Origin of the sequence: Roseateles chitinivorans (assembly GCF_050632145.1) — a bacterium.
Taxonomy (GTDB): Bacteria; Pseudomonadota; Gammaproteobacteria; order Burkholderiales; family Burkholderiaceae_C; genus Roseateles; species Roseateles chitinivorans_B.
The window spans coordinates 5,008,566-5,034,323 of the sequence record NZ_CP192577.1; the positions used below are offsets into that span (position 1 = coordinate 5,008,566).

Here is a 25,758-nt window from a genome sequence, read left to right on the forward strand (position 1 = left end):
TCGAGTTTCAGGCGGCAATCCACGCGGTGCCGCCACCCGATCCGACATGGCGATGCGGCGTTGCGGGGCCCCCTGGCGTCTGAAGCACGTTGGCGACGCTGGACTGCGGGAGCATCCGCAGCAACTGTTTGCAAAGCAGGAAGGAGACCTTCTCCATCGCCGCCGATGTACTGACGAGGCCCTCGCGGCGCAAGCGCAGTCGCCCGTCAGCCAGTTCGCCTTGCAACGCCTGCGCCAGTTCGCGCTCCCGGCCGTGTACGGCGGCGATGCTGAGCACCAGCAACCAGGCGACCAGGATCGCGCGCGGCAGCGACTCCAGCACATCGGTCAGCGACTCCGCTGTGGCGACACAGTGGGGAACATGGATGGCCTGCACGCGCAGCAGCCGCGCGACCAATGCCGGATGGCGCCCGGCCAGCAGCGCGAGCGATGACGCGGCAGCACCCGATCGGGCCATCAGCATCAGCCGTCCGACAACGCCGGCATCGCATCCAGGCAGCGCGGGCACCGCCAGCGTCGTGGGTCGAGCGATGCCGTATCCCTGGAAATAGTCCGCGCCCGCACGAAGCGCCTGCTGGAAGGCCTCGTCGTCTTCAATCTTCTCGGCGATGACCGACAGACCGAGACGATGCGACTGGCGGACCAGCGCCTCCAATTGCGCCGGATCAAGATCGATGACATCGATCTTCGCGAACTGGACCCAGGGCGCGAGGTCCCATCGCGCATCATCCGCGCGGACGATGTCGTCCAGTGCAAACCGGTAGCCACGGCCATGAAGCGTCCGGATCCGCTGCACGAGCGCAGCGTCCACGACGATCGTTTCAAGCAGTTCGATCACGCCGACATCCGGCGTCAACGCCTCGGCGATCGGACTCATCAGCGTATCGCGATCCATGTTGACCAGCAGATCGCCGATGGGGTGTTCCGCGGCAGACGGACCGGTCAGCAGTTCGCCATCGATCAGTGCACTCGACAGGGCCGCGGCGGTCGCGTAGGCCCCCAGTTCCGGACGGACGCCATCGTCGCTGGCGTTCCAGCGGAACAGCAGTTCCGTGGCCACGACCCGCCCCGTCCGATCGATGATCGGCTGCGTGGCATAGCGGACATGGCTGCCGAGGTGCTCGGCCTGCCAGTTCGACCGGAGGGGAATTTCCGCACCATTGACGGCTGTGCTACCGGGTTCTGAGGGGCGGGACATGAGCACGTCGCGGCATGGGTGGCGAGGAGGTCTCCATGCTATGAATCCAGGGCGTTGCACCGAATAGCACACGCGTGTCATCCGCAGACAGTGGATAGCAGTTATGAGAGGGGTCGACCGACTGCGATGGGGAAAACGGCGGGTTCAACGCTTGCCCTCCATCGCCGTCGGACGCGCGATCGGACCGGGAGCCCGGTGCGACGCGCGGGTCACTCATCCACCGGCCCCGGGCCGGACCATCGCCGCGCAGGGATACTGTTCCCGAGGGCGGTGGCATGCCGCCCGGGTCGTTGGGTTTTCTTAGATCACAAGGAGAAGCAACATGCAGATGCGACACACCCGACTGGCTGCGGCCGCCCTGGCGACGGCCGTCCTGGCCGGCTGCGCGAACATGGACGACCGTCAACGCGGCACCGCGGGCGGCGCCGCGATCGGCGCCGTCTCCGGCGCGGTCATCAGTTCCGCCACCGGGGGCAAGGCGGGCACCGGCGCGTTGATCGGCGGCGCGCTCGGCGCGGTGGCCGGCAACGTCTGGTCACGCCACATGGAGGACAAGCGCCGGGCCATGGAGCAGGCGACGCAGGGCACCGGCGTCGAGGTGACCCGCACCGCGGACAACCAGCTCAAGCTGGACGTGCCGAGCGACATCTCGTTCGCCACCAACAGCGCGGCGGTCGAGCCGCGCCTGCGCCCCGTGCTGGACGCGTTCGCGAACGGCCTGAACAACAACCCGTCGCCGACCCTGGTCCGGGTCGTCGGCCACACCGACAACACCGGGTCCGATGCGATCAACGATCCGCTGTCGCTGCGCCGCGCGGAAAGCGTCAGGAGCTACCTGGCCGACCGGGGTGTCCGCGACGACCGGATCGACGTCGCCGGTCGGGGCTCGCGCGAACCGCTGGTCTCCAACGACACGGCCGAAAGCCGTGCCAAGAACCGGCGCGTCGAGATCTTCCTGCGCGAGCCGCAGCAAGGCTCGGGCGGGTGAGCGTTCCGACTCGCCAATGACAAAGGCGCCTGGACATCCAGGCGCCTTTTTTCATCCCCTCGGATCCAGGGGGCGGGGATCAGAGAGTCGACTTGGCGGGTTCGGGCCCCATGTGCGGCCCCGTGCGGTGCAGCGCGCCGCCCTCGCCTTCCCAGGTCGTCACTTCCTCGGGTTTCGAGTGGCAGGTCTTGTGCCGCCGCTCGAAGCGTCGGGCCTGCCACTGCCACAGCGCGTAGCCGGCCAGACTCGACAGCGCGAGCGGGACGAGGCGTTTCATCAGCATGGTGTCGCTCCTCTTCGATCGATCAGCGGGCGGGCGCGCTGGCCTTGGGCTGGCGCGGCGGCGGGACGTCGGGGCCCGGACGCATCGTCGCGCTGGGCGGCTCGGCCGGCGCGGACGGGATGCCCGCGGCCGTCGGGTTCTCCTGCACCATGCGGTCGATTCGGGTGAGGATGCCGCCGCTCTGCACGCTGCCGTCACGCGTCCCCTGCCCCATGACCATCATGCGGCAGTCTTCCCGGTCTTCCTCGGCAACGCGCTGGCAGCGCAGCATCGCATTGTTGGCGAGGTCCTGCGCGCTGGCGGTCCGCAGCGTGCCCCGCTGCGATGCCTGGCGAGCCGCGCCGGCCTCCTTCAGGCAGGCGGCTCGGGCCTGGCCGGTCTTGCCGGCGATGCAGTTGGCCCGCTCCTGCTCATAGGTCGCCTGGATGTCGGACTTGGTCGACGCGCCGGCCGCGAAGGCCGGCGTGGTCACCATCATGACGGCCGACAGTACGGCACCGGCGGTGATCCACGCGGCGGCGGAGGGGGACGTGAAGGTCTTGTTGAGCTTGATCATCTTGGGTTCCTTTCCAGCGCATTGCGCCGAGGTCGGAAGACGGGGCGGGAGGATGAAGCAAGGCTAGGCCCGCAACGGGCCGCCGTCTGTCGTACCGCGCCGGAGCCGGCTGTAGGACGAGTCCGGCATCGCCGTCGTCGGCACGTCGACCTTGCCGCGACAACCCCTCGCCGGCGGCATCCTGTCCTACACCCGGACGTGGGCCCTGCTGATCCTTCCGGCCCCCTGACGCTTCTACAGTGGCCTCAAGCGCCGCGCCGCGGCCGACAGCACGAAAGGACATCGTCATGTTGAAGTGGGCCCTGATCTTTGCCGTGATCTCGCTGGTCGCGGGCGTCCTCGGCTTCACCGGTCTCGCCGCGGGCGCGGCCGGCATCGCCAAGATCCTCTTCGGGATCTTCCTGGTCATCTTCCTGGTGCTGCTGGTACTCGGCATCACCGGCGTCAACGCGCTCCGAAAGTGACCTTCACCGTTTCCTGAACCCAGAGGAGCCAGCCCATGAACGCCCCCGAACACAAGCACCTGCAGCTTGACGAGACGGCATTGCAACGCGCTCGCCAGCACCTCGACGAAGGCCCCGTCACGCCCAGCTACGGCCCGTGGCGCGAAGACGTGATCCGCCTGCTCAACGATGCGCTCGCCACGGAGCTCGTCTGCGTGCTGCGCTACAAGCGTCACTACTTCACCGCGCACGGCCTCAATTCGCCGCGCATCGCCGAGGAGTTCCTCGAGCACGCCACGCAGGAGGCGGTGCACGCGGACCGCATCGCCGAGCGCATCGTGCAGCTGGGCGGCGATCCGGACTTCAAGCCGGACTCGCTGACCCAGCGCAGCCACGCCGAGTACGACGAGTCCAAGGACCTGAAGGCGATGCTGCGGTCGAACCTGATCGCCGAGCGCATCGCCGTCGAGGCCTACCGCCAGATGATCCAGCTCATCGGCGACAAGGACCCGACGACGCGCCGCATCCTCGAGGAAGTCCTCGCGGAAGAGGAAGAGCACGCCGACGATCTCGCCGACCTGCTGAGGGACTGAGTCCATGCGCCGACGCGTCGCCGCCCTGCTCTTCGCGCTCGGCGCGAGCGTCGGTCTCGTGGCCTGCGGCACCCCGCGCGCGCCGGTCAACGGCCGCGTGCCGGAACCGCCGTCGGCGGCACCGACCTTGACGCGCGTCGCGTCGCAGGTCGACGTCACGGGCCCCCGCGGCCCGATGAACCAGGCCAGCCGTGAACAGGCACTGCAAGCCGCGGCGGCGCAAGGCAGATCCGACCTGCTCAAGCGCCAGATCGCCGCGATGTCGGCGTTCGGCGACGTCGACCTCTATGCCGGCAACGACGCGCAACTGCTCGTGGACGGCCCGGCCACCTTCGCCGCGATGTTCGCGGCCATCGGGAAGGCACGCCGCCAGATCGTCCTGGAGAGCTACATCATCGAGGACGCCGACGTCTCGCGCCAGCTCGCCGACCTGCTGGTGAAGCGGCGCGCGGACGGACTCGAGGTGGCGGTCCTCTACGACGGCGTCGGATCGATGGGCACCGAGGAGGCCTACTTCGACCGCCTGCGCCAGGGCGGCATCGCCGTCTGCGCGTTCAATCCGGTCAATCCGCTGAAACAGCGCACAAGGTATCACAAGATCACGCAGCGCGACCATCGCAAGATGCTGGTCGTCGACGGCGAAACCGGCTTCACCGGGGGCATCAACATCAGCGCGGTGTACTCGTCGGGATCCGGCGGCTTCGGCAGCCGCGGGCCGTCGAAGGCGCCGAAGCCGAAGGCCGCCTCCAGCGAGGCCGGCAGCGGCAAGCCCGACGACAAGGCCGAAGAGAACGGCTGGCGCGACACGATGGTCCAGGTGCGCGGCCCCGCGACGCAGAAGCTGCACACGCTGTTCCGCGAGGTCTGGTCGCAACAGCACTGTGAGGGCACCGTCGCCGCGATCGCGCCCCGCCCGGTCCGCCCGCGGGCCAGCAGTTGATGCGGGTGGTCCCGTCGACGCCGCAGGACACCGAGAACCGCATCTACACGCTGCTGCTGGGCAGCATCCGGGCCGCGCAGCGCAGCGTCTACCTGACGATGGCCTATTTCGCGCCGGGCCAGGACATGGTCGACGCCCTGTCCGAAGCCGCGCAGCGCGGTGTCGACGTCCAGCTGATCCTGCCCTCGCGCAGCGACTTCGGCCCGGTGATGCAGGCCGGACGCAGCCATTACGAACGCATGCTGAAGGCCGGCGTGAAGATCCACGAACTCCAGGACGCCGTCCTGCATGCGAAGACCGCCGTCATCGACGGCGTCGTCTCGACGATCGGCTCCAGCAACATGGACTGGCGCAGCTTCGTGCACAACAACGAGGTGAACGCGGTCGTGCTCGGCGAGGACTTCGGCGGCGCGATGACCCGGATGTTCGAACGCGACCGCGCCGCGTCCAGGACGATCGAGCTGCAGCGCTGGCAGGACCGCGGGCTGTGGCAACGGAGCAAGGAATACTTTTCCAGGATGTTTGAACAATGGTGGTGAACAACGCGCCCTCTTCCGCACCGGCCAGCGCGCCGGCCCCGCGACGACGTGGCCCGCACGGCTGGGTCATGGGCCTGCTCGTCCTGCTGGCCCTGCTGCTGATCACCGTCGGCATCTGCGAATGGCTGGGCTGGCCTTTCCTGCGCCGGCCCGCCGAGCAATGGCTGAGCCAGAAGCTCGACCGCCAGGTCCGTTTCGATGGCGACGGGGACAATGCCGCCTGGCAACTCCGCCTGATCGGCCACCTGCGGCTGCGCTCGCACAGCCTCACGATCGCGGGTCCCAGCTGGAGCACCCTGGGCGGCCTGATGGTGCAGGCGCAGGACGCCGCGCTGACACTGCGCTATTCGGACCTGCTCGCCCTGCGCCACGAGGGTCAGGCCTTGCAGGTGAAGGCGCTGCGCGCGGGTGAACTGACCGTGCGGCTGGAACGCGACGTCGAGGGCCGCGCCAGCTGGCAATTCGGCAAGCAGCCGCCCAGCGACACGCAGGTGCGCAAGCGGTCCAGCATCGACGGCATCCGCTTCGACCTGCTGGAAGTGAGCCAGGGCACGGTGCTGGTGGACGACAAGATCCAGCAGCTCTCGCTGCTGGGCCGCTTCGCGCTGCGCGAGACCTGGATCACGCCCGAGGAAGCCGCGTCGGCGGTCCGCTCCGGCCGTGCCGCGTCGAGCACGGTGACCGAGCAGCGTGCGCCGACGGCGACGGCACGGGTGGCCAGCGCCGCGGCCTCCGGCACCCGTCTCGCCGTGGATTTCGGCGAGCGCGTGGCGGGCAAGCCCAAGGGCGCGTCGGCACCCGCCGGCGAGCCCGGCCCCGGCGAGGGCGGCCGTTACGGCATGACCGCCAGCGCGGAGGGCCACTACCGCGACCTGCCGATCAAGGCGACGCTGCAGACCGGCTCCGCCCTGCCCTGGTTGTCCTCGGATCCCAACGCGCCGGCCGTGCCCGTCACCCTGCGCGGCAACATCGGCAAGGCCAGGCTGAGCTTCGACGGCCAGGTCCGCGACCTGCTGGTGAGCCAGGGGCTGTCCGGCGAGTACACGCTGGCGGGCCCGTCCCTGGCCGCCGTCGGCGAGCCGCTCGGCGTCACGCTGCCGACCACGCCGGCCTTCGCGATGCAGGGCAAGCTGACGCGCGACGGCTCGCGCTGGACCACGGCGGTCAGCAAGGCCACGATCGGCAAGAGTCACCTCAGCGGCGAGTTCCAGTACGACAAGCCCGCGAACAGCGTGCCGACGCTGACCGGGGAGCTGCGGGGCCGCGAGCTCTGGCTGGCGGACCTGGGTCCGGCGGTCGGTGTCCCGGCCGAGCCGGGCGCGCCCAAGGCGAAGAAGGCGCCCTCGCGCGTGCTGCCGGACAAGCAGTTCGACCTACCCTCGCTGCGGGCGATGAACGCCAACGTCAACGTGAAGCTGGCGCGCTTCGAATCGGGCACCGCGATCCTGCAGGCGGCCGAACCGCTGAACGCCCGCATCGTGCTGCAGGACGGCGTGCTGGAACTGCGCGACATCGACGCGCGCGTGGCGCGCGGTCAGGTGGCGGGCAACATGAAGCTGGACGGCCGCGAACCGCAGGCCAAGTGGCAGGCGCGCCTGCGCGTCGGCGGCGTGCATCTCGAGCAGTGGCTGAACCTGGAGCGCAAGAACGGCCAGCGCTGGGTCACCGGGCTGATGGGCGGGCGCATCGCGCTGGATGGCGAGGGCAAGTCGACGGCCGACCTGCTGGCCAGCGCGGACGGCCGCATGGTCCTGTACTGGACCGACGGGACGATCTCCCACCTGATCGTGGAAGCCGCCGGCATCGACATCGCGCAGGGCCTGGGCATGCTGGTGCGGGGCGACGAGCCGTTGCAGGTGTACTGCGGCGTCGCCGATCTGCAGGTCAAGGACGGGGTCGTGACGCCCAAGCCCATGGTCATCGACACGAAGGACTCGGTGGTGCTGGTGGACGGCGGCATGTCGCTGGCGACCGAGCGGCTGGCGCTGACGGCCAAGGTCGATCCCAAGGACAAGAGCCCGCTGACACTGCGCACCCCATTGAACATCCAGGGGACATTGGGCGACCCGCAACTCAGCCTGCAGAAGGCGCCGCTGCTGCGCAAGCTGGTCCCGGCGGCGGTGCTGGGCGTGGCCGTGGCGCCGCTGGCGGCGATCGTGCCGCTGATCGACCTGGGCGAGGACGCCGATCCGGAGAGCATGAAGGCGCTGTCTGAATGCAACGCGCGGCTGGCGCCGACATCGAAGCGGGGCTCGGGATCGTGATAATGGGCGCCTCGCTCACGCCCATACCCATGTCCACCGTTCCCGTCACCGCACCGACGCCCGGCACGCTGAACTGTTTCCTGGTCGAGGACAGCCCGCTGATCCGGGAGAACCTCGTCGCGACCCTCCAGGAGATGCTCGACCTCGACATCGTCGGCATGGCCGAGGACGAGGCCGGCGCGCTGCGCTGGCTGCATGACGAGGCGGTCCCCTGCGACATCCTCATCATCGATCTCTTCCTGAAGCGTGGCTCGGGCATGTCGCTGCTGCCCAAGGCGCGGCTGCTGCAGCCGGAGGCCAAGCTGATCGTGCTGACCAACTACGCCACGGCCGACATGCGCCAGCGCTGCGAGGGGCTGGGCGCCGACAAGGTCTTCGACAAGTCCAGCGAGCTCGACGAACTCATCGCCTACTGCCTGGAGCTGGCGTCGTCCAAGGCCTGACGTCGTCCGTCGATGCACGACGCATGCGACGCGCCGATGCCACCGGAGAGCGCCGGACGCACAGCAGAATGAGCAGAAAGGGGTCCCGAGGGACCCCTTTCCGTTGTCGGGCGACAGGCGTCGCCTCGAAGATCGAATCCTCGATCGCCGTCAGTGCGCCCCGCCGGCGTCCACCGGCGCGCCCATCTTCGGCGGCCGTTTCGTGAGCCAGACGAAGGCGATCAGCACGACGAACAGCACTGCGGACGCCAGGAAGATGTCGTCCGCCGCGCGCGTGAACGCCTGCTGGTCGACCAGCCGGTTGATATACGCGAGCGCCTGGTCGTGGCTGAAGCCCTGGCGCTGCAGCGTGTCCAGCGCCGCCGTCTCGGCCGGGTCGCCCAGCGCGAGCCGCTCCGCCAGATGATGGTGATGCAGCGCCGCGCGGTTCTCCCACAGCGTCGTGGAGATCGACGTCCCCATCGCGCCCGCCGTGATCCGCACGAAGTTCGACAGACCCGCCGCCGCGGCGATCCGGTCCGGCGTGATGCCCGACAGGGTCAGCGTGGTCAACGGGATGAAGAAGAACGCCAGCGCCCCGCCCTGCAGGATCGTCGGGATCATGATGGTGCCGAGGTCGGTGTCCGTCGTGAACAGCGAGCGCATCCACAGCACGATCGCGAACATCACGAAGGCGAAGCTCGCCATCATCCGCGGGTCCCAGACCGAGACCTTCTTCCCCACCACCGGTGAGAGCAGGATGGCCAGCACCCCCACCGGTGCGAGCGCGAAGCCCGCGGCGGTCGCGGTGTAGCCCATGTGCTGCTGCAGCCACAGCGGCAGCAGCACCACGTTGCCGAAGAACAGCCCGTAGGCGATCGACAGCACCGAGGCCCCGAACAGGAAGTTCCGCCGCCCGAAGAGGCGCAGGTCCACCACCGGATGGTCGTTGGTCAGCTCCCAGACGATGAACACCGCCAGACCCACGACCGCGACCACGGCCAGCGCGATGATCTGGTTCGACTCGAACCAGTCCAGCTCCTTGCCCTTGTCCAGCATCACCTGCAGCGAGCCCACCCACAGCACCAGCAGCGACAGCCCGACGGTGTCGATCGGCAGCTTCTTGGTCGGCGTCTCGCGGGTGCGGTAGATGCTCCACGTCAGGCCGGCCGCGAACAGCCCCACCGGCACGTTGATGTAGAAGATCCACGGCCAGGTCACGTTGTCGGTGATCCAGCCGCCCAGCAGCGGCCCGACCACCGGCGCGACCAGCGTCGTCATGCCCCATAACGCGAGCGCCGTGCCCGCCTTGTGCTTGGGGTAACTCGACAGCAGCAGCGTCTGCGACAGCGGGATCATCGGACCCGCGACGAGGCCCTGGAACACGCGCGCGACGACCAGCATCTCCAGCGAGTGCGCGAAGCCGCACAACCAGGACGCGAGCACGAACAGCAGCACGCTGGTCGTGAACAGCCGCACCGCGCCGAAGCGCTGCGTCAGCCAGCCGGTCAGCGGCACCGAGATCGCGTTGGCGACGCCGAAGCTCGTGATGACCCAGGTGCCCTGCACCGGGCTGACGCCGAGGTCGCCGGCGATCGCGGGCAGCGACACGTTCGCGATGGACGAGTCCAGCACGTTCATGAAGGTCGCCAGCGACAGCGAGATGGTGCCCAGCACCAGCGCGGTGCCGGTCAGCGGCGCGGGGCCGCCGGGCGGCCCTGCGGGCGCCGGGGGCGCGGCGGGCCCGGGGCCGCCGGCGCGCCGGGCGCGGTGGGAGTGGAATCGCTCATTGCACGCGGTTCGTGTTCGCCTTGACCGCGGCCTTGCCGAGGTTGGTCGCGATGATCTTGTTCACCTGCTCGTCGGCGGCCTTCTCCTGGACGTCGAAGATCGCCGTCTGCAGGCGCGGCGCGCTGGCGCCGGTCGCGGCGGCGAGCATCGCGCCGCCCTGCTCACGGATGTCGACCTGCACGTCCATCGACAGGCCCACACGCAGCGGGTGCTCCTGCACTTCCTTGGGGTCCAGCGCGATGCGCACCGGCACGCGCTGCACGACCTTGATCCAGTTGCCGGTGGCGTTCTGCGCCGGCAGCAGCGCGAAGGCCGCGCCCGTGCCCGCGCCCAGGCCCTGCACCGTGCCGTGGTACTCGGTCTTCTTGCCGTAGACGTCCGCTTCCAGCGTCGCCTTCTGGCCGATGCGCAGCTTGGCCAGCTGGCTCTCCTTGAAGTTGGCGTCGACCCAGACCTGCTGCAGACCGACCACCGCCATCAGCGGCGCACCGGCCGCGACGCGCTGGCCCAGTTGCACCGAGCGGCGCGCGACCCAGCCGTCCACCGGCGCGATCAGCTCGGCACGCTGCAGCGCCAGGTAGCTCTCGCGCAGGCGCGCGGCGGCGCGCAGCACGTTCGGGTGTTCCTCGACCTTGACGCCGTCGGTCAGCACCTGGTTGGACGCCAGCTGATCCTTCGCGGCCTGCAGCGCCGATTGCGCGGCGGCGGCCTGGGCACGGGCCGAGGTCAGTTGCGACTGCGCGTGTTCCAGCTCTTCCTTGCCGACGGCGCCGGTGGCGACCAGCGGCTGGCGGCGGGTGACGTCGGACTGCAGTCGCTCCAGGTCGACGCTGACGCGCTTCAGGTCGGCCTCGCGGACCTTGACCTGCGCCTCGAAGCCGCTGTTGTTCGCATACAGCGTGCGGACTTCGCGGACCGTCTGCGCCAGTTGCGCCTGCGCCTGCTCCAGCGCGACGCGGGCGTCGACCGGGTCCAGACTCACCAGCTTCTGGCCGGCCTTCACGAAGTCGGTGTCGTCGGCGTAGACCGCGCGCACCGTGCCGCCGACGAGCGGCGTGATCTGCACGACGTTGGCCTGCACGTAGGCATTGTCGGTGGACTCGTAGCGGCTGCCGACGATCCACTCGTAGGCGGCGTAGCCCAGGCCCGCCACGATGACGACGGCGGCGATGGCCGTCAGGCCCTTCTTGCGGGTGCCGTTCTTGGCGGGAGCTTGCGTGTTGTTCGGGGGCGTTGCGCTCATGGTGTGCTCTTCGGGATTCTTGTGATTCGGGAGCGCTGGCGGCGTGGCGGCCGGCGCGTCAATTCGGAGTCGATGTTTGTCGGAGGTCCGGCGATGTCAGCGGCGATCGGCGGAGGCCGTCGTCTGCGCGGCCTCCCGGGCCGGCTCGGCGTAACCACCGCCCAGCGCGCGCATCAGGTTGATCTGCGCGTCGACCGTCAGGGCCTGCAGGTCGATCTGGCCGCGCTGCTGCAGCAGCTGGTTCTGCTGCGCGCTCAGCACCGCGATGCGGCCGGTCAGCCCCGCACGGTGGCGCTGGTCGGCCAGCGTGGCCTGGCCCTCGGCGTTGGCCACCAGCGCGCCCTGCTGCGTGCGCTGCTGGCGCAGCGATTCGAGCGTCGTGAACTGGTCGCTGGCGTCACGCACCGCGTCCAGCACCGCGACGTTGTAGCTCGCGATCGCGGCGTCCTGCTCGGCGGCGCTGCCGCGCAGGTTGGCGCGCAGCCGGCCGCTGTCGAACAGCGGCAGGTGCAGCGCCGGGCCGGCGCCGTACTGGCGGCTGCCGCTCTTGAACAGCTCATCCAGGCCGATCGAGTTCAGGCCGATGAAGGCCGTCAGGCTCACGCTCGGATAGAACTGCGCGCGGGCGACGCGGATGTCCTGCGCGGTCGCCTCGACCCGGGCGCGCGCGGCGGCCAGGTCCGGGCGGCGGCCCAGCAGGTCCAGGTGGGGTGCCTGCAACCAGTCGAGCGCGACCGGCAGCGCGGCGTCCAGCGATTCGGTCGCCTTCGGGCCCTGCCCGGTCAGCGCGGCGAGCTGGTGGCGCAGCAGCGCCTGCTGCTCGCGCAGCACGACCTGCTGGCGCTGGATGTCGGGCAGCGGCGCCTCGGCGACACGCAGGTCCTGGCCGTTGTCCAGGCCGGCGGCGCTGCGCTGGCGCACCAGATCGAAGGACTGGTCGCGCAGCGATTTCTGCTGCTCCAGCAGGCGAGCTTGCGCCTGGCTGCGGGCCAGCGCGACGTAGGCCTTGGCCACGGCGTTGGACACGCTCAGCCGCGCCGCGGCGGCGTCGGCCTCGGCGGCGCGCCGCTGGCCGAGCGCCGCCTGCAGCGCCGCGTCATGCTTGCCGAAGAAGTCGAACTCGTAGCTCAGCCCGGCCTGGATGTTGGCCAGCGTCTGCACGCTGCCGGCCAGCGGCGGCGGGTAGATGCCATGTTCGGTGATGCGCTGGCGGGTCGCGTCGGCCTCGAGCTCGGCGGCCGGGCGCTTCGCGGCCTCGGCGTTCTCGGTCATGGCCGCGGCACGCGCGATGCGGGCGCGGGCCAGCGCCAGGTTCGGCGAGTTCACGATCGCCTGGTCGACCAGCGCATCCAGTTGCGGATCGCGGAAGGTCTTCCACCAGGCGGCGTCGATCGACGGGCTCTGGCTGTCGTCGAGGCCGAGGCGGGCCGCTTCGGCGCTGTCGATCGGTCGGCTGGACTCGTCCAGCTTGGGGATGGGCGCGCAGGCGGTCAGCACCATCAGCAGCGCCGCGCCCATGGCCAGGACCAGGGTGGTGCGGTGAAGGAATCGGGAAGTCATCGGGGGGTCCTCAATGTTGTTCTTTTGGAGGGAGCAGGCAATTGAAAAGGGGAGCATCGGTCGCACTTGTCCGTCGTGACTCGTCGATCAGTCGTCCGTCATTCGCATTTGTCGAGGGTCGACGACTCGGACGTCAGGCCCGCGTCGCGGATCGCCTGGCCGTTGACGACGATGCGTTGCAGCAGGCCGATCAGCGTGCGGAACTCCTGGTCGGTGAAGCCGGCCAGGTGGTCGTTGAAGACCTTGGACAGCACGCCGGGGGCGGCGGCCATCGCGTTCACGCCGACCTCGGTCAGCGAGACCATGACCACGCGCCGGTCCTCGACCGAGCGCTCGCGGCGCACCAGGTTCTTGGCTTCCAGGCGATCGAGCAGCCGCGTCATCGCGCCGCCGTCCATCGCCAGCTCGCGGGCGAGCGCGGCGGAAGACATCGGGCCGTTGAAGCGCAGGCGCAGCATCGGCGCCCACTGGGCGTGGGTCAGGTCATGCTGGCCGAGCATCTTGTCGGCCTGCAGCACCATGGACTGCTTGATCTGCCGCAGGAGCCAGCCCAGGCTCGGCTCCGACGTGAAGCTGTCGGCGCTGTAGAAATCGGCGGGTGGGGGCAACTTGGCACTCATGGCGTCGTCTTTCGTGACTTCGGATTTCCAGGACGGAGCTTCCGGAAATGCTTGATGACAATTATTGCTTAGGCAATGATTGCCGTACCAATCACTGCCTGGGATGAGCTTTCCGCGCGTAGGGACATTCCCGCAACACGCGGCCCCTAAACTGACCTCATGTCCGCCATGTCCCCTCCTTCGATGTCGTCGACCCCCACGAGTACCGCCCCCGGTGCCGCCCCCACCCCTTCCGGGTCGCAGGCGTCTTCCTCCGCGCCCGGCGGTCAGGCAAACGCCGTGCGCACGTCGCCCCGGACGCCGCCGCCGCTGCGGGCCATGGCGCCGGCGCTGTGGCCCTTCCTGCGGCCGTACCGGGGACGGATCGCCGCGGCCATCGTCTTCCTGATCCTGGCGGCGGCGGCGACGCTGGTCTTCCCGATCGCGCTGCGCCAGCTGATCGACCAGGGCCTGATCTCCGCCGATCCGGGCGACCGGCTGATGGCGCTGCGCGAGCACTTCGTCTGGCTGTTCGCGACCGGCGCGGCGCTGGGGGTGTTCTCGGCGCTGCGCTTCTACGCGGTGACCTGGCTGGGCGAGCGGGTCAGCGCGGACCTGCGCACCGCGGTCTACAGCCACGTGCTGCGGCAGAGTCCCGAGTTCTTCGAGACCACGCAGACCGGCGAGGTCATCAGCCGCATCACGACGGACACGACAGTGATCCAGAGCATCGTCGGCTCCAGCCTGTCGATGGGCCTGCGCAACGTGATCATGGGCCTGGGCGCGGTGGCGCTGCTGATCTACAGCAACCCGTGGGTGATGACGCAGGTGCTGGGCATCCTGGTGCTGGTCGTCGCGCCGGCGATGTTCTTCGGACGGCGCGTGCGGCGCCTGTCGCGCTCGAGCCAGGACCGCATCGCCGACACCAGCGCGATCGCGGCGGAAATGCTCAACGCGATCACCGTCGTGCAATCGCACGCGCAGGAAGCGCGCGAGGCGGTGCGCTTCGACGTCGCGAGCGAAGCCGCGTTCGACACGGCGCGCAAGCGGACCAAGGTGCGCTCCTTGCTGGTGGCGTTCATCATCACGGCGACCTTCGGCGCGCTGCTGTGGGGCCTGTACCAGGGCACGCAGGCGGTGATGGCGGGGAAGATCTCCGCCGGCCACCTGGGCCAGACGGTGGTCTACGTGATCCTGCTGGTGTCGTCGGTGGCGGTGCTGGCGGAGGTCTGGGGCGAGCTGCTGCGCGCGGCGGGCGCGATGGAGCGGCTGATGGAGCTGCTCGCGGCCCAGTCGCCGGTGGCGGACCCGGCCGCGCCGGTCGCCCTGCCCGCTTCGGCCGGCCCGGCGCGCGTGGTCTTCGACCAGGTCCGTTTCCACTATCCCTCGCGCCCCGACCGCGCGGCGCTGGAGGACTTCACGCTGCACATCGAGCCCGGCGAGACCGTGGCGCTGGTCGGCCCGAGCGGCGCCGGCAAGAGCACGGTGCTGCAGCTGCTGCAGCGCTTCTTCGACGTCCAGTCCGGCAAGCTGCAGCTGGACGGCGTGGCGGTGGACCGCGTCAGGCTCGCGGAGCTGCGCGGCCGCATGGCGCTGGTGCCGCAGCAGAGCGTGATCTTCTCGGCCAGCGCGCTGGACAACATCCGCTACGGCCGCCCGGACGCGAGCCCGGAGGAAGTCATCGCCGCCGCCAAGGCCGCGCATGCCGACGAATTCATCCGCCAGCTGCCGCAGGGCTACGACAGCTTCCTGGGCGAGCGCGGCGTGCGCCTGTCCGGCGGGCAGCGCCAGCGCATCGCGATCGCGCGGGCGATGCTGCAGGACGCGCCGCTGCTGCTGCTCGACGAGGCCACCAGCGCGCTGGATGCCGAAAGCGAGCGTCTGGTCCAGCAGGCGCTGGACGAGGCGATGCGCGACCGCACGACGCTGGTCATCGCACACCGGCTCTCGACGGTGCAGCGCGCCGATCGCATCGTCGTGATGGACCACGGCCGCATCGTCGAGCAAGGCACGCATGCCGAGCTCGTGGCGCGCGGCGGCCTCTATGCGCGCCTGGCGGCCCTGCAGTTCAATGCGTGAGTCCTGGCCCCTCTAAAATCGTGCCCATATGACCGCCGACCTCACCTCCCCGCGCCCGGTGCGCAGCCAGTTCGAAGACTTCATGCGCCACGTGTACGAGCACGGCGTGGCCAAGGGCGACCGGACGGGGACGGGCACGCGCAGCGTCTTCGGCCACCAGATGCGTTTCGACCTGAACGAGGGCTTCCCGCTGGTGACGACGAAAAAGGTGCACCTGAAGTCGATCATCCTGGAGCTGCTGTGGTTCCTGCGCGGCGACTCGAACGTGAAGTGGCTGCAGGAGCGCGGCTGCACGATCTGGGACGAATGGGCGCGCGAGGACGGCGACCTGGGCCCGGTCTACGGCGTGCAATGGCGCAGCTGGCCGAAGGCCGGCGGCGGGCACGTGGACCAGATCGCGGAGGTCGTGAAGCAGCTGAAGACCAATCCGGACTCGCGCCGGATCATCGTCTCGGCGTGGAACGTGGCGGAGCTGGACCAGATGGCGCTGATGCCCTGCCACGCGTTCTTCCAGTTCTACGTGGCGGACGGCAAGCTGTCGTGCCAGCTGTACCAGCGCAGCGCGGACATCTTCCTGGGCGTGCCGTTCAACATCGCGAGCTACGCGCTGCTGACGCAGATGCTGGCGCAGCAATGCGGACTGGGCCTGGGCGACTTCATCTGGACCGGCGGGGACTGCCACATCTACGCCAACCACTTCGAGCAGGTGGAGACGCAGCTGTCGCGCACGCCGTTCGCGTATCCGACGATGCACATCAAGCGCAAGCCGGACTCGATCTTCGACTACGAATTCGAGGACTTCGAGCTCCAGGACTACCAGCACCACGCGGCGATCAAGGCGCCGGTGGCGGTGTGACGCTAGACTGCGACTCACGTCCCCCCGAAAGCACCGAGCCATGGCCCGCCGCCCCGAAGACCTGACCGAATCCGCGATGCGCGCCGCCGAGCGCCGCTTCCCGGAACTCGCCGCCAAGGCGGGCCGGGCGGCCTACAAGCAGGCGCTGGCGGAGACCGGCGCCGTGGTGGTGGCGACGAGCAAGGGGCAGCTGGTGGAGCGCAAGGCGGACGGGTCCGTCACGGTCATCAAGGCCCTGCCGCCGGACAAGCGCGTCAAGGTCGGCGTCGTGCTCAAGCGTGTCAAGCAAGAAGCTGCCTGACCGCCCCCAGGCGTCCCAGCCCCGCCTTCGCGTGCTGGCCGGACCGAACGGCTCCGGCAAGAGCACGATCAAGCGCGAACTCAAACCGCAATGGATCGGCGTCTTCATCAACGCCGACGAGATCGAGCGCACCCTGCGCGAGTCCGAGGGCCGGCTCGACCTCGCCTCGCTCGGGATCACGGCGGCGCCCGGGCGCGTGCTGGAGAGCCTGGAGACCCATATCCGCGAGTCCGCGTTCGCCAGGAAGCTCGGGCTGCACGCGGTGCTCGGGAAGATGCGCGTCGACGACGCGTTGATGCTCCAGGTCCCCGGGCCGTTCAACTCCTACCTGGCGTCGGTGCTGGCCGATGCCATCCGGCGGGAGCTGCTCGACGAAGGCAAGACCTTCACCTTCGAGACGGTGATGTCATCGGGCGACAAGGTCGATTTCATGCGGGAGGCCCGCGAGCGCGGCTACCGCGTGTACCTCTACTTCGTGGCGACGAAGGACCCGGCGATCAACGTGGACCGCGTGAAGATCCGCGTCAAGCAAGGCGGGCATCCGGTGCCGGAAGACAAGATCCGCGAGCGCTACATCCGGTCGATCGACCTGCTGACCGAGGCGGCCACCACGGCCAATCGGGCCTACGTCTTCGACAACTCGGGGGACAAGCACAAGCTGCTCGTCCAGGTCATCGACGGCGAGTCGATGGAGATCGAGGCGGGGGCGATGCCGAGGTGGTTCACCGAGACGGGGCTTTGGCAGTCGTTCAATTCGTGACCTCGACGGCTTGAGCCCTCCCGAGGGCGGCAGGGCAAGTCCTGACCCTTCAACGGTAAGCCGGCGATTCCGCCGGCGCTCTGGCGCCAGTCACTTTGCTGCGACGGAACTCCCAAGGCGGTGTCGGCGCCGCCTCGCTCCACAGGCCGCGCCGCGCGCGCCGGGCATCGACCTCCTCGTCCGAGTACAGGGTGCGCTGTGCGGCCGGTTGCTCCCGCGCGTACGCCTTGTAGTGCCAGGCCAGGCCCGCTCTCAGCTGGGCCTGACCGACATCGACCGATCGCACGCGGACGACCCCGAGGATGCGGCCGTAACGGTCTCTCTTCTTCCAGTCCACCACCACCTCCTGCCGGAACACCAGCGCTGAGAGATGCTGGCGCGAACGCTCCCCGAAGGCTTGGCGCTTCTCCGGCGCATCGATGCCGACCAGCCGCACGCGATGCTGATGGTGCTCGTTGTCCAGCACGGTCAGCGTGTCGCCATCAGCGAGGCCAACGACCTCGCCGCGGAGCGTCGCTGCGCTGGCAGTGACGATCAGGCCGCACAAGAGGACGGCAACGAGGAATGCGTGGAGCGAGGAAAACGCAGAGATCGGAAAGATCGGAGGGAGGCATCTGCCGGAGGGAACGGACATGAAGGCTGCAGAGTGAACGGGGACCCGGTTTGTAGGTCATTTCCCGACAGCTCGTTCATGGATTTGCCGACATCCACACAAATGATAAAAGTGCAAAATTCATTTCACGTTGTTACGCCGTGATGAGCGGTGTCTTCGTCCCCGTTTTCCTCCCTGAGCGGGGTCGACCCAGGTCGATTACGCCCGGCCGCGCAAGCGGTTCGGGCTACTTTTTGCTCGCGCAGCCTGAAGGGGCGCTGCCGTCCATCAAGAAAATGCGAATTCTGCTAATCGACGCCTCTTCCTCATTCCGACGGCGGCTTCACGACCGCCTGACCCGAGTCCCTGGCGCGGCAGTCGTGGGACAGGCGGAGCATGAGGATCAAGCCGTCATGGCCGCCGGCCTTTGCAGGCCGGACGTCATCCTCACCGACCTGACCCTGTCCACGGGCACCGGGTTCTCGGCGGTCGAGCGGCTGCGGGCCAGCGGGTTCCAGGGCACGGCGTATGCCGTCACCTGCGAGGACGAAAGCGTGTTCGGGCCGCTCTGCATCGCAGCGGGCATCGACGGCTTCTACGACAAGATCCATGACCTGGACCGTCTGGTGCAGGCGCTGGTCGTGATCGCGGATGCCCCGACCCCGCCGACGCGGTCGACGCTCAAGATCGCTGAACTCTGAAAGCCTGCGGGGCGAACCGGCCTCGCTCCCATTCTTCTCGGCAAACACACGAGACCTGAATGCTCCGCCGAATCCTGTACGTCTCCTCGATGGCTGAAGGCATGACCGACCAGGTGCTGAAGCACATCGTGGCGGTCGCGCAGATCAACAACCGGCGTCTCGACATCACCGGGGCCCTCGCGATCGCTCCGGGGGTGTTCGCGCAGGTCCTGGAAGGGCCGGCCGAGGACATCGCACGCACCCTCGCGCGCATCGAGCGGGACGAACGACACGTCGGGCTGCGGCTCCTTCTGGACGAGCCCATCGTGCTCCGGCTGTTTGACCGCTGGCGCATGCAACTCCTCGTCGACGACGGGGCTGCCCGATTGGCCATCGAGGCCACGCAAGGGGCAGCCGTTGCCCGCGAACTGCTGGAGCAGATGCGGCGGCAGTACACGGAGGATCCGCACCTCTCCCCGGCGGCGATGCGAGGGATGGCGCTGGCATCCTGAACCGATGGCGGCGAGCCGCGCGCGAAGCCCCAGTCGCGTGGCAGAGTCGGGGCTGTCAACAGCCCAAGATCGGCACTGGAGTCGATGCGAGGACGCGGTGCTGACGGCCAATCCGTCGGCGACGGTGGCGCGCATCGGCTGGCAGATCGCGCCGGATGCGGTTGGCAACAACATGCTCCGCCACCTCGATGAGCAGCACGCCCGGGATGGGCGCATCCGCGCGAGTTCGGCCTGGCGGCCGGCGTGCTCGTTCATGTCCGACACCGCGGCGGCGCTTTGCGACCTCGTTCAGGAAGGCACCGGTGGGCCGGTTCATCTGGACAGCAATGCGTTGGATGCGATGACGTTCGATCAGTTGGTTCAGAGGCTGGGGAAGAAGTTCGAGCGGGATTGGGTGGTCGAGGTGACGCAGGACTATGTGCATGACCAGCGGCTCGTGAATGAGAGCGGTGGGTCGATGCTGCCGGCGTTGAGCGTGCATCTGGGTTGAGCGACGCGGCCGGCTGAGAGAGCACGCGAGGAACGTCCAGGCGAGCGCTTTGCCTCCCCTGGTTGCAACGCAACGGGAGTCCCCGCACAAGCGCCCTGCCTTTCCCAAGGAGTTCCTCATGTCAGAAGAAGCCAGCTTTGCAGCACCAGTCGGCGGCCCCGCCGCTTCCAGCATCGACATCGCCGCCGACGACCAGGTCCAGACCTGGGCGAAGAAGCTCGCCGTCTCGCCCGACCAGATCCGCGATGCGGTCAAGCACGTGGGCGCGAATGCCAGCGACGTCGAAGAGTTCCTGAAGGGCTCTCGCTCCACGACGAACGCGGAGCAGACCAAGAAGGCGGTCTGAGCCGCGGAGACTGCCCGTGAGGGACAGTCATCCAGTGACGCCGGACGGCCGCTACTTTGTTGTGAAGGGGCGGCTGTGGCGTCGCACGAATCCGGCGGCGTCGCCTATCTGCAGATGTTCACAGAGAAGCTGCCACGCTCTCCACCAGCCCTCTGAACCATCTCTGCGCCGGGCTCGCGTCGCTGCGTCGATGCCAGATCAAATGGAAGACGATCTCCGGCAATGCGACCGGAGGAGGAAATATCGCGAGCCGTCGGCCCGCCGGCGAATTGAGCGCGACACGCTTCATGACCGTGGCCGTCATGCCTGTCCGGGCCACAACGGCAGGCACGGCAAACATCTGCGGCAACGTCAACGCCAGCACGCGCTTCTTGCCCTGTTGCGCCAGCGCCTGATCGACCAGCCCGTGACGCTCCCCCTCGGGGGACGCGAGGACGTGGGGCAACGCGAGGTAGGTCTTCATGGTCATCCCGCGCCTGGCCGCGGGATGGTCGCTGGCAACGATCGTGACGAACTCATCCCGAAGCACCGGGCGCGTGTGTATGCGCCCATCGGCCTGCGTCGGCGGTACGCCGATGGCGGCGTCGATCTCGCCGGCGTCCAGCAGATCGACGGCTTCGTCCCGGCCGTTGAACGCGCGCACGCTCAGTGACACCCCCGGCGCCTGCTTTTCCAAGGCCTGCAGCAGCGGAGGAAGCACAACGAAGGCGGGGTAGTCCGACAAGCCCAGATTGAGCGTCAGCGACGCCTCTCGTGGCGCGAACTCCGGCTTCCTGATCAATGCCGCCTCGATCTGCCCGAGCGCCTGCGACAAGGGCTCCGCCAAGTCCCGCGCCAGCGGCGTCGGCAGCAGCCCCTGCGCGCTGCGCAAGAACAACTGATCGCCGAAGAGCTTGCGCAATCGGGACAGCGCCGCGCTCATGGCCGGCTGGCTCACCCCGACTTGCGTTGCCGCACGGGTCACGTTGCGCTCTCTCATCAGCGCGTCGAACGCCACGAGCAGGTTCAGATCGATGCCATGAAAATCCATAGAACAAATATAGATCTATACAAGTCATTTGTTGGACAGATTTTCGGCTGGAAACCAGACTTCCCACATCCCAACCAGCCAATGGCGAATCCATGACTACGTCCCCAACGGACCTCTCCCATCAACTGCGCGCCGAACGCGAGGCGGTGGAGACCCTCTACCGCGCGTTCACCGAGCAGAACCCCGACCTCGTCGACGAGGTCCTCGCCCCCCACTGGGACGACATTCCTCTCGCACCGGGCCAGGGTCCCGGCCCGGAGGGCATCAAGCCGATCATCCGCAGCGTCGCGCAGGCGTTCCCCGACGTCCGGATCACGATCCACGACATGGTGCAGGAGCCCGGCCGGATCGGCGTCCGCGCGGAGATCAGCGGCACGCATCAGGGCGAGCTGTTCGGCATCGCGCCCACCGGCAAGCAGGTCAGCTTCCGCATCCACGAGTTCCACACGCTGGCGGGCAACCGCGTGACCACCACCTGGCACCTGGAGGACTGGTTCGGCTTGTTCCTCCAACTCGGCCAATTCCCGCCTCAAGCCTGAAGTCCCTTGGAGAGATCCCGATGAAAGCAGCATTCATCACCACCTTCGGCGCCTCGGACGTCGTCGCGATCGGTGAACGTCCTTTGCGCGCAGCCCAAGCCACCGACGTCACCGTGCGCGTGGACGCCGCGAGCGTGAACCCGCTCGACTTGAAGATCATGGCGGGCTACATGCAGCAGGTCTTCCCGGTCGACCTCCCCTATGTGCCGGGCACGGACTTCAGCGGCGTCATCGAGGCCGTCGGCGCCCAGGTGACGCACGTGAAGCCCGGCGACCGCGTGTTCGGACGGACGGCGCCCAGCGCTGGCGGGGCCTTCGCTCGACGCCTGGTCCTCTCCGCCGATGACGTCTGCCTCATTCCCGCGCAGATGAGCGCCGAGCAGGCGGCGGCCCTGCCGACCGCTTTCGGCACGGCGCAGCAGGCACTCTTCGACGTCGGCCAGCTCAAGCGCGGGCAGCGCGTGCTCATTCACGCCGCGGCGGGTGGCGTCGGCAGCATGGCCGTCCAGCTGGCCCATCAGGCGGGAGCCCATGTCGTCGCCACCGCTTCGAGCAAGAACGTCGATCTGGTCAGGAGCCTGGGCGCGGACGAGGTCATCGACTACCGGACGCAGGACTTCGCAAGCACGCGCGACATCGACCTGGTGCTCGATCCCGTCGGCGGTGACACGCTGACCAAATCCTGGACCGTCTTGCGCGCAGGGGGACGCATCGCGACGCTCGTGGAGTTCGGCATCAAGCCAACCAACGGGCACCTGGGCGAATCGGTGTTCTTCGCCAGCGCCACTCCCTTCCTGCCGCAAGCCATCCAGCTGTTCCAGCAGGGGCAGCTGCAGATCATCACCGACGCCATCTTCCCGCTGGACGAGGCACGCTCGGCGCTGGAGAAGGTGGCCACCGGACATGCGCGCGGCAAGGTGCTCATCCGCATGAGCAATTGAGGCAGGGAGTCTTGTGATGGCACATGAGGAACAAGTGGTCCTGGTGACAGGCGCGGGATCGGGCATCGGCCGCGCCATCGCCTTGTCGCTGGCGCGCGCCGGCCACCGCGTCTACGCCAGCATGCGCGACATCGGGAGGAAGAATCGCGACCGCGCCGGCGCGCTGCTTCAGCTGGCCCGGGAGGAGGACCTCCCCCTTCAGGTCCTGGAGCTGGACGTGCTGTCCGAAGTGGGATGCCAGGCCGCCGTCAACCACATCCTGGCCGAGCATGGCCGCCTCGACGTGGTGGTGAACAACGCCGGGATGCTGATGACGGGCGTCACCGAGGCGTTCTCCATCGAGCAGGTCGCGCGGATCATCGACACGAACGCGCTGTCCTGGCTGCGCGTCAATCGCGCCGCCCTGCCGGCGATGCGGCGACAAGGCAGTGGCCTGCTCATGTACGTCGGCAGCACGACGGCGCGACTGCACGAGCCCTTCCTGGGTCCCTACATCGCGAGCAAGGTCGCGGGCGATGCGCTGGCCGAGGTCCTGGGCATGGAGGTGCGGCCGTCGGGCATCGACAGCGTCACCTTGGTCCCCGGCGCCTTCACATCAGGGACGGAGCACTTCGCCCACGCCAACGAGCCGGAGTACCTCGCGATCGAGCAGCAGTACGGCGACCTGCCCGGCCGCGTCGCCACGCTGGGTGACCGGCTGGACGCCATCGACGCGAGTCACGGTGGCGCTCTGGATGTCACGGCGGTCGGGCGCGCAGCGGTCGAGGTGGTGGCGATGCCGCGCGGTCGACGCCCGTCCCGGGTGGTCGTGGACGGACAGCGAAAGGGAACGGAAGACATCGACGCCGTCTACCACGAGAAGCAGCTGGCCTTTCTTGAACGGATGGGCTTGCAGGACCTCGCCCCACCAGCGCCGTACCGCATGACCGAGCTCATCCAACGCGAGGACGTCGAAGCCTGACACCGGGCAATCGGGCAGGTCCACGCCAAATAGGGAAACAACCATGAAGACACTCAACCAACTTGCGGCCGTATCAGCGCTGCTGATGTGCATGCTGACGGTCGCCGCCGCACAGGATGTCTCGGGCGAGAAGCTTGTCGACACCTCCCAGGTCAGCGAAGTGCGCCCCGGGGTGTATGTCGTGGAGGACCGCCATCAGGTCCTCCTCGTTCCCAACGTCACCATCATCGTCGGACGAGATGCGGCCCTGGTCGTGGATACCGGGCTCGGCCCCGACAGCGGTCGTCGCGTGCTTTCCCTTGCCAGGAGGCTGGCCGGCACCAAACGTCTGTACCTGACCACCACCCACTTTCATCCCGAGCACGGGTTCGGCGCCCAGGTGTTCAAGGGTCAAGCCACGATCATCTACAACCGCTCGCAATGGGACGAGCTGAACAAGAAGGGCAGCGCCTATCGCAAGCTGTTCAGCGAACAGCTGGGCGTCGCGCATGCGCTCAAGGATGTCGAATTCGTGCCCCCCGACATCATCTACGAGCGCGAGGCTCAGATCGATCTGGGAGGACGGCTGGTCCGCCTGGAGAGCGTCGGGCCTGCTCACACACTCGGGGACCAAGTAGTGTCGGTCCCCTCCGAAGGCGTGGTGATTCTCGGCGACCTGTTCGAGACAAACTCCTTCCCCATCATGCCTTGGTTCCCCCAGATCCAGGACACCGACGTCGACCCGATCAGGTGGCGCGCGATCTTTCGCAGCGTGGAGCAGTCGGCGCCCACGGTCGTCATCCCAGGACACGGGCGCATCGGCGCCCTGGCGGACCTCCAGGCAGCCGCAGAACACCTCGACTTCGTGAGCAAGGAAGTGTCGGCGCGCTGCGCGGCCGGACAGGACCTCGCGGCGATGCAATCGGAATTGACGCCGATCCTGAAAGCGCAGCATCCCGGGTGGGATCTGTCGAACTGGATCGCAGGGGAGATTCAGGTCTTTCACAGAAGACTGTGCTCCACGGCGAGCACGCAGTGAGGCGTCCTGATTCCTGACGGGCGACTGGCCCATTGCCGGCGCAGACCTCGCGTCAACTCAATACGAATAACTCACAAACACCGCCCCCACCGGCGACGTCGTGCGCCGGGTGAGCGGGCTCTTCTTCGCATCGCCGAGCAGCGTCTGCGCGCCGACCATCCCGATGACGCTCCACTCCGTCGAGAGCTTGTACTGCCAACTCACCCCCGCCTCCGCGAGGTGCATCCCCGCCGTCGGCGTGTAGACCGCATACCCCGACCTTGCCGACTGCGCCGCCGTCACGCCGTGGTACGTCTGCATGTACTTCTTGTCGGCCGCATTCGCCGACGCCGACAGCACCACCGTGTTCTTCCCATCCGCCAACAGCGTCGCCGCGGCGCCGATGCTGTAGAGCGACCCGTTGCCCCGATTGGAGATCGCCTGCTCCGTCGCGACCTGGATCTCCAGCTGCTCCATCACGGCATAGCTCAGCGCCAGGTTCGCCGTGGCGCTCCCCTTCACGTCGCCCATGCCGCGCAGGTACCTGCTGCCGCTGCTGAAGCTCAAGCCGTGGGTCTTCTTCTCCTTGCGCTCGCCGCGATAGCCCAGCGCCGCGCTGTAGCTCAATCCGCCGACCGTGCCGGCGTAGCCGAGGCCGCGTTGCGTGCTCGCGAAGAAGCCGCTGGCATGCGCGTACTCCACGCCGAGGAGCGGCACGACCATCCGCTCGTCGGAGCCCGAGTAGCGCGTCGACACCGCCACGCCGGCTTGCACGACGACGGTGGAGGTCGGCGCGGCCGCGGCGCTGGATTGCGCCTGCGCCGTCGCGCAGAGCGGCAGCAGGACGGTGGCGAGGACAACAGGAGAAAGTTTCATGGTGGTGGTCATGGCAGTCGTTGAAAGGTGGATCGCGCTCACTCGAAGCGCTTGAATGGACGGCATTCGCCGGAGAGCCGCTTGACATCGGCCTTGCGCCCGGTGACTCGGAAGTTGCCCTTGCACCACTCCGCCGCCGTCCGGTCGCACGCGGCCCATCCGTCCGGGCCGGCGCAGGTGACGACGAAGTCCTTGCGTTCCTGCGCCGCGAACAGCGGATCGAAGGCAGCCGCGCACGCGCCCAGCGCGCAGGCGATCACGCAGAGCGACGGCGCGCGCAGCGCGAGCAGCGATCCGATGTCATGTCCGCGTCCGGGCGGACGGTGCTGAGGTGCAGCAGTCATGTCGTTACTCCCTGAACTGCGCCCGGCAACACGCC

General features: G+C 68.5%; 30 protein-coding genes. 19 read left to right on the forward strand and 11 right to left on the reverse strand.

The window, feature by feature from the left end; genetic code table 11:
• Positions 1-7: 7 nt before the first annotated feature.
• Positions 8-1,198: an EAL domain-containing protein gene (locus ACQ86G_RS23005; RefSeq protein ID WP_431257482.1), complete on the reverse strand. Its 1,191-nt coding sequence runs from the start codon at positions 1,196-1,198 to the stop codon at positions 8-10.
• A 328-nt stretch (positions 1,199-1,526) separates the two neighbouring features.
• Between ACQ86G_RS23005 and ACQ86G_RS23010 the strand changes: the two genes are divergently transcribed.
• Positions 1,527-2,186, forward strand: coding sequence for an OmpA family protein (locus ACQ86G_RS23010; RefSeq protein ID WP_431261472.1), 660 nt, complete (start codon positions 1,527-1,529; stop codon positions 2,184-2,186).
• Positions 2,187-2,265: 79 nt separating this feature from the next.
• On the opposite strand, the gene ACQ86G_RS23015 is transcribed toward ACQ86G_RS23010, so the two are convergent.
• Positions 2,266-2,469, reverse strand: coding sequence for a hypothetical protein (locus ACQ86G_RS23015; protein WP_431257483.1), 204 nt, complete (start codon positions 2,467-2,469; stop codon positions 2,266-2,268).
• A 22-nt stretch (positions 2,470-2,491) separates the two neighbouring features.
• Positions 2,492-3,025, reverse strand: a complete 534-nt coding sequence (locus ACQ86G_RS23020) for a hypothetical protein (protein ID WP_431257484.1) — start codon at positions 3,023-3,025, stop codon at positions 2,492-2,494.
• Positions 3,026-3,312: 287 nt separating this feature from the next.
• Between ACQ86G_RS23020 and ACQ86G_RS23025 the strand changes: the two genes are divergently transcribed.
• From ACQ86G_RS23025 to ACQ86G_RS23050, 6 genes are read left to right on the forward strand one after another with little or no spacing between them, the layout of a single operon-like run.
• Positions 3,313-3,489, forward strand: coding sequence for a DUF1328 family protein (locus tag ACQ86G_RS23025; protein ID WP_067271457.1), 177 nt, complete (start codon positions 3,313-3,315; stop codon positions 3,487-3,489).
• A 35-nt stretch (positions 3,490-3,524) separates the two neighbouring features.
• Positions 3,525-4,061, forward strand: a complete 537-nt coding sequence (locus ACQ86G_RS23030; protein ID WP_431257485.1) for a ferritin-like domain-containing protein — start codon at positions 3,525-3,527, stop codon at positions 4,059-4,061.
• A gap of 4 nt (positions 4,062-4,065) precedes the next feature.
• On the forward strand, positions 4,066-5,001 hold the full coding sequence (locus tag ACQ86G_RS23035) for a phospholipase D-like domain-containing protein (RefSeq protein ID WP_431257486.1): 936 nt from the start codon (positions 4,066-4,068) through the stop codon (positions 4,999-5,001).
• Positions 5,001-5,540: a phospholipase D-like domain-containing protein gene (locus tag ACQ86G_RS23040; protein ID WP_431257487.1), complete on the forward strand. Its 540-nt coding sequence runs from the start codon at positions 5,001-5,003 to the stop codon at positions 5,538-5,540. Before ACQ86G_RS23035 ends, ACQ86G_RS23040 begins: the two co-directional genes overlap by 1 nt.
• The gene (locus tag ACQ86G_RS23045) at positions 5,531-7,804 is read left to right on the forward strand and encodes an AsmA family protein (protein WP_431257488.1); all 2,274 of its coding nucleotides are present in this window, start codon (positions 5,531-5,533) and stop codon (positions 7,802-7,804) included. The genes ACQ86G_RS23040 and ACQ86G_RS23045 overlap by 10 nt, the downstream gene beginning before the upstream one ends.
• A 29-nt stretch (positions 7,805-7,833) precedes the next feature.
• On the forward strand, positions 7,834-8,247 hold the full coding sequence (locus tag ACQ86G_RS23050; protein ID WP_431257489.1) for a response regulator: 414 nt from the start codon (positions 7,834-7,836) through the stop codon (positions 8,245-8,247).
• 150 nt (positions 8,248-8,397) lie between these two features.
• Here ACQ86G_RS23050 and ACQ86G_RS23055 read toward each other — a convergent pair whose 3' ends face one another.
• The 4 genes from ACQ86G_RS23055 to ACQ86G_RS23070 form a co-directional block, all read right to left on the reverse strand.
• Positions 8,398-9,903 carry a DHA2 family efflux MFS transporter permease subunit gene (locus ACQ86G_RS23055; RefSeq protein WP_431257490.1) on the reverse strand — a complete coding sequence of 502 codons (1,506 nt, stop codon included), beginning with the start codon at positions 9,901-9,903 and terminating at the stop codon, positions 8,398-8,400.
• A 109-nt stretch (positions 9,904-10,012) separates the two neighbouring features.
• Entirely contained in the window at positions 10,013-11,260 is a 1,248-nt protein-coding gene (locus ACQ86G_RS23060; protein WP_431257491.1) for an efflux RND transporter periplasmic adaptor subunit, read from the reverse strand.
• 96 nt (positions 11,261-11,356) lie between these two features.
• Positions 11,357-12,820 (reverse strand): efflux transporter outer membrane subunit, encoded by a 1,464-nt coding sequence (locus ACQ86G_RS23065; RefSeq protein WP_431257492.1) that lies wholly within the window; start codon positions 12,818-12,820, stop codon positions 11,357-11,359.
• 98 nt (positions 12,821-12,918) lie between these two features.
• Positions 12,919-13,440: a MarR family winged helix-turn-helix transcriptional regulator gene (locus ACQ86G_RS23070; RefSeq protein ID WP_431257493.1), complete on the reverse strand. Its 522-nt coding sequence runs from the start codon at positions 13,438-13,440 to the stop codon at positions 12,919-12,921.
• Between the two features lie 183 nt (positions 13,441-13,623).
• On the opposite strand from ACQ86G_RS23070, the gene ACQ86G_RS23075 reads away from it, so the two are divergent.
• From ACQ86G_RS23075 to ACQ86G_RS23090, 4 genes are read left to right on the forward strand one after another with little or no spacing between them, the layout of a single operon-like run.
• Complete coding sequence (locus ACQ86G_RS23075; protein WP_431261473.1) at positions 13,624-15,498, forward strand: ABC transporter transmembrane domain-containing protein; 1,875 nt, start codon at positions 13,624-13,626, stop codon at positions 15,496-15,498.
• A 28-nt stretch (positions 15,499-15,526) separates the two neighbouring features.
• Positions 15,527-16,354, forward strand: a complete 828-nt coding sequence (locus tag ACQ86G_RS23080; protein WP_431257494.1) for a thymidylate synthase — start codon at positions 15,527-15,529, stop codon at positions 16,352-16,354.
• Positions 16,355-16,394: 40 nt separating this feature from the next.
• The gene (locus ACQ86G_RS23085) at positions 16,395-16,655 is read left to right on the forward strand and encodes a hypothetical protein (RefSeq protein ID WP_431257495.1); all 261 of its coding nucleotides are present in this window, start codon (positions 16,395-16,397) and stop codon (positions 16,653-16,655) included.
• 31 nt (positions 16,656-16,686) lie between these two features.
• Positions 16,687-17,415, forward strand: a complete 729-nt coding sequence (locus ACQ86G_RS23090; RefSeq protein WP_431257496.1) for a zeta toxin family protein — start codon at positions 16,687-16,689, stop codon at positions 17,413-17,415.
• A gap of 49 nt (positions 17,416-17,464) precedes the next feature.
• Here ACQ86G_RS23090 and ACQ86G_RS23095 read toward each other — a convergent pair whose 3' ends face one another.
• Positions 17,465-18,049 carry a thermonuclease family protein gene (locus ACQ86G_RS23095; protein WP_431257497.1) on the reverse strand — a complete coding sequence of 195 codons (585 nt, stop codon included), beginning with the start codon at positions 18,047-18,049 and terminating at the stop codon, positions 17,465-17,467.
• Between the two features lie 254 nt (positions 18,050-18,303).
• On the opposite strand from ACQ86G_RS23095, the gene ACQ86G_RS23100 reads away from it, so the two are divergent.
• From ACQ86G_RS23100 to ACQ86G_RS23115, 4 genes are all read left to right on the forward strand, one after another.
• Positions 18,304-18,708 (forward strand): response regulator, encoded by a 405-nt coding sequence (locus ACQ86G_RS23100; protein ID WP_431261474.1) that lies wholly within the window; start codon positions 18,304-18,306, stop codon positions 18,706-18,708.
• Positions 18,709-18,767: 59 nt separating this feature from the next.
• Positions 18,768-19,199, forward strand: coding sequence for a BLUF domain-containing protein (locus ACQ86G_RS23105; RefSeq protein WP_431257498.1), 432 nt, complete (start codon positions 18,768-18,770; stop codon positions 19,197-19,199).
• 97 nt (positions 19,200-19,296) lie between these two features.
• Positions 19,297-19,689 carry a hypothetical protein gene (locus ACQ86G_RS23110; RefSeq protein WP_431257499.1) on the forward strand — a complete coding sequence of 131 codons (393 nt, stop codon included), beginning with the start codon at positions 19,297-19,299 and terminating at the stop codon, positions 19,687-19,689.
• 118 nt (positions 19,690-19,807) lie between these two features.
• Entirely contained in the window at positions 19,808-20,035 is a 228-nt protein-coding gene (locus tag ACQ86G_RS23115; protein WP_431257500.1) for a DUF3606 domain-containing protein, read from the forward strand.
• Between the two features lie 118 nt (positions 20,036-20,153).
• Here ACQ86G_RS23115 and ACQ86G_RS23120 read toward each other — a convergent pair whose 3' ends face one another.
• On the reverse strand, positions 20,154-21,065 hold the full coding sequence (locus ACQ86G_RS23120) for a LysR family transcriptional regulator (RefSeq protein ID WP_431257501.1): 912 nt from the start codon (positions 21,063-21,065) through the stop codon (positions 20,154-20,156).
• Positions 21,066-21,157: 92 nt separating this feature from the next.
• Between ACQ86G_RS23120 and ACQ86G_RS23125 the strand changes: the two genes are divergently transcribed.
• From ACQ86G_RS23125 to ACQ86G_RS23140, 4 genes are read left to right on the forward strand one after another with little or no spacing between them, the layout of a single operon-like run.
• Positions 21,158-21,604 carry an ester cyclase gene (locus ACQ86G_RS23125; RefSeq protein WP_431257502.1) on the forward strand — a complete coding sequence of 149 codons (447 nt, stop codon included), beginning with the start codon at positions 21,158-21,160 and terminating at the stop codon, positions 21,602-21,604.
• 20 nt (positions 21,605-21,624) lie between these two features.
• Positions 21,625-22,545, forward strand: coding sequence for an NADP-dependent oxidoreductase (locus tag ACQ86G_RS23130; protein WP_431257503.1), 921 nt, complete (start codon positions 21,625-21,627; stop codon positions 22,543-22,545).
• A gap of 16 nt (positions 22,546-22,561) precedes the next feature.
• Entirely contained in the window at positions 22,562-23,506 is a 945-nt protein-coding gene (locus ACQ86G_RS23135; RefSeq protein WP_431257504.1) for an SDR family NAD(P)-dependent oxidoreductase, read from the forward strand.
• A gap of 43 nt (positions 23,507-23,549) precedes the next feature.
• Positions 23,550-24,524 (forward strand): MBL fold metallo-hydrolase, encoded by a 975-nt coding sequence (locus ACQ86G_RS23140; RefSeq protein WP_431257505.1) that lies wholly within the window; start codon positions 23,550-23,552, stop codon positions 24,522-24,524.
• A gap of 57 nt (positions 24,525-24,581) precedes the next feature.
• On the opposite strand, the gene ACQ86G_RS23145 is transcribed toward ACQ86G_RS23140, so the two are convergent.
• Positions 24,582-25,391, reverse strand: coding sequence for a MipA/OmpV family protein (locus ACQ86G_RS23145; protein ID WP_431257506.1), 810 nt, complete (start codon positions 25,389-25,391; stop codon positions 24,582-24,584).
• A gap of 26 nt (positions 25,392-25,417) precedes the next feature.
• On the reverse strand, positions 25,418-25,723 hold the full coding sequence (locus ACQ86G_RS23150) for a hypothetical protein (RefSeq protein ID WP_431257507.1): 306 nt from the start codon (positions 25,721-25,723) through the stop codon (positions 25,418-25,420).
• Positions 25,724-25,758 lie beyond the last annotated feature (35 nt).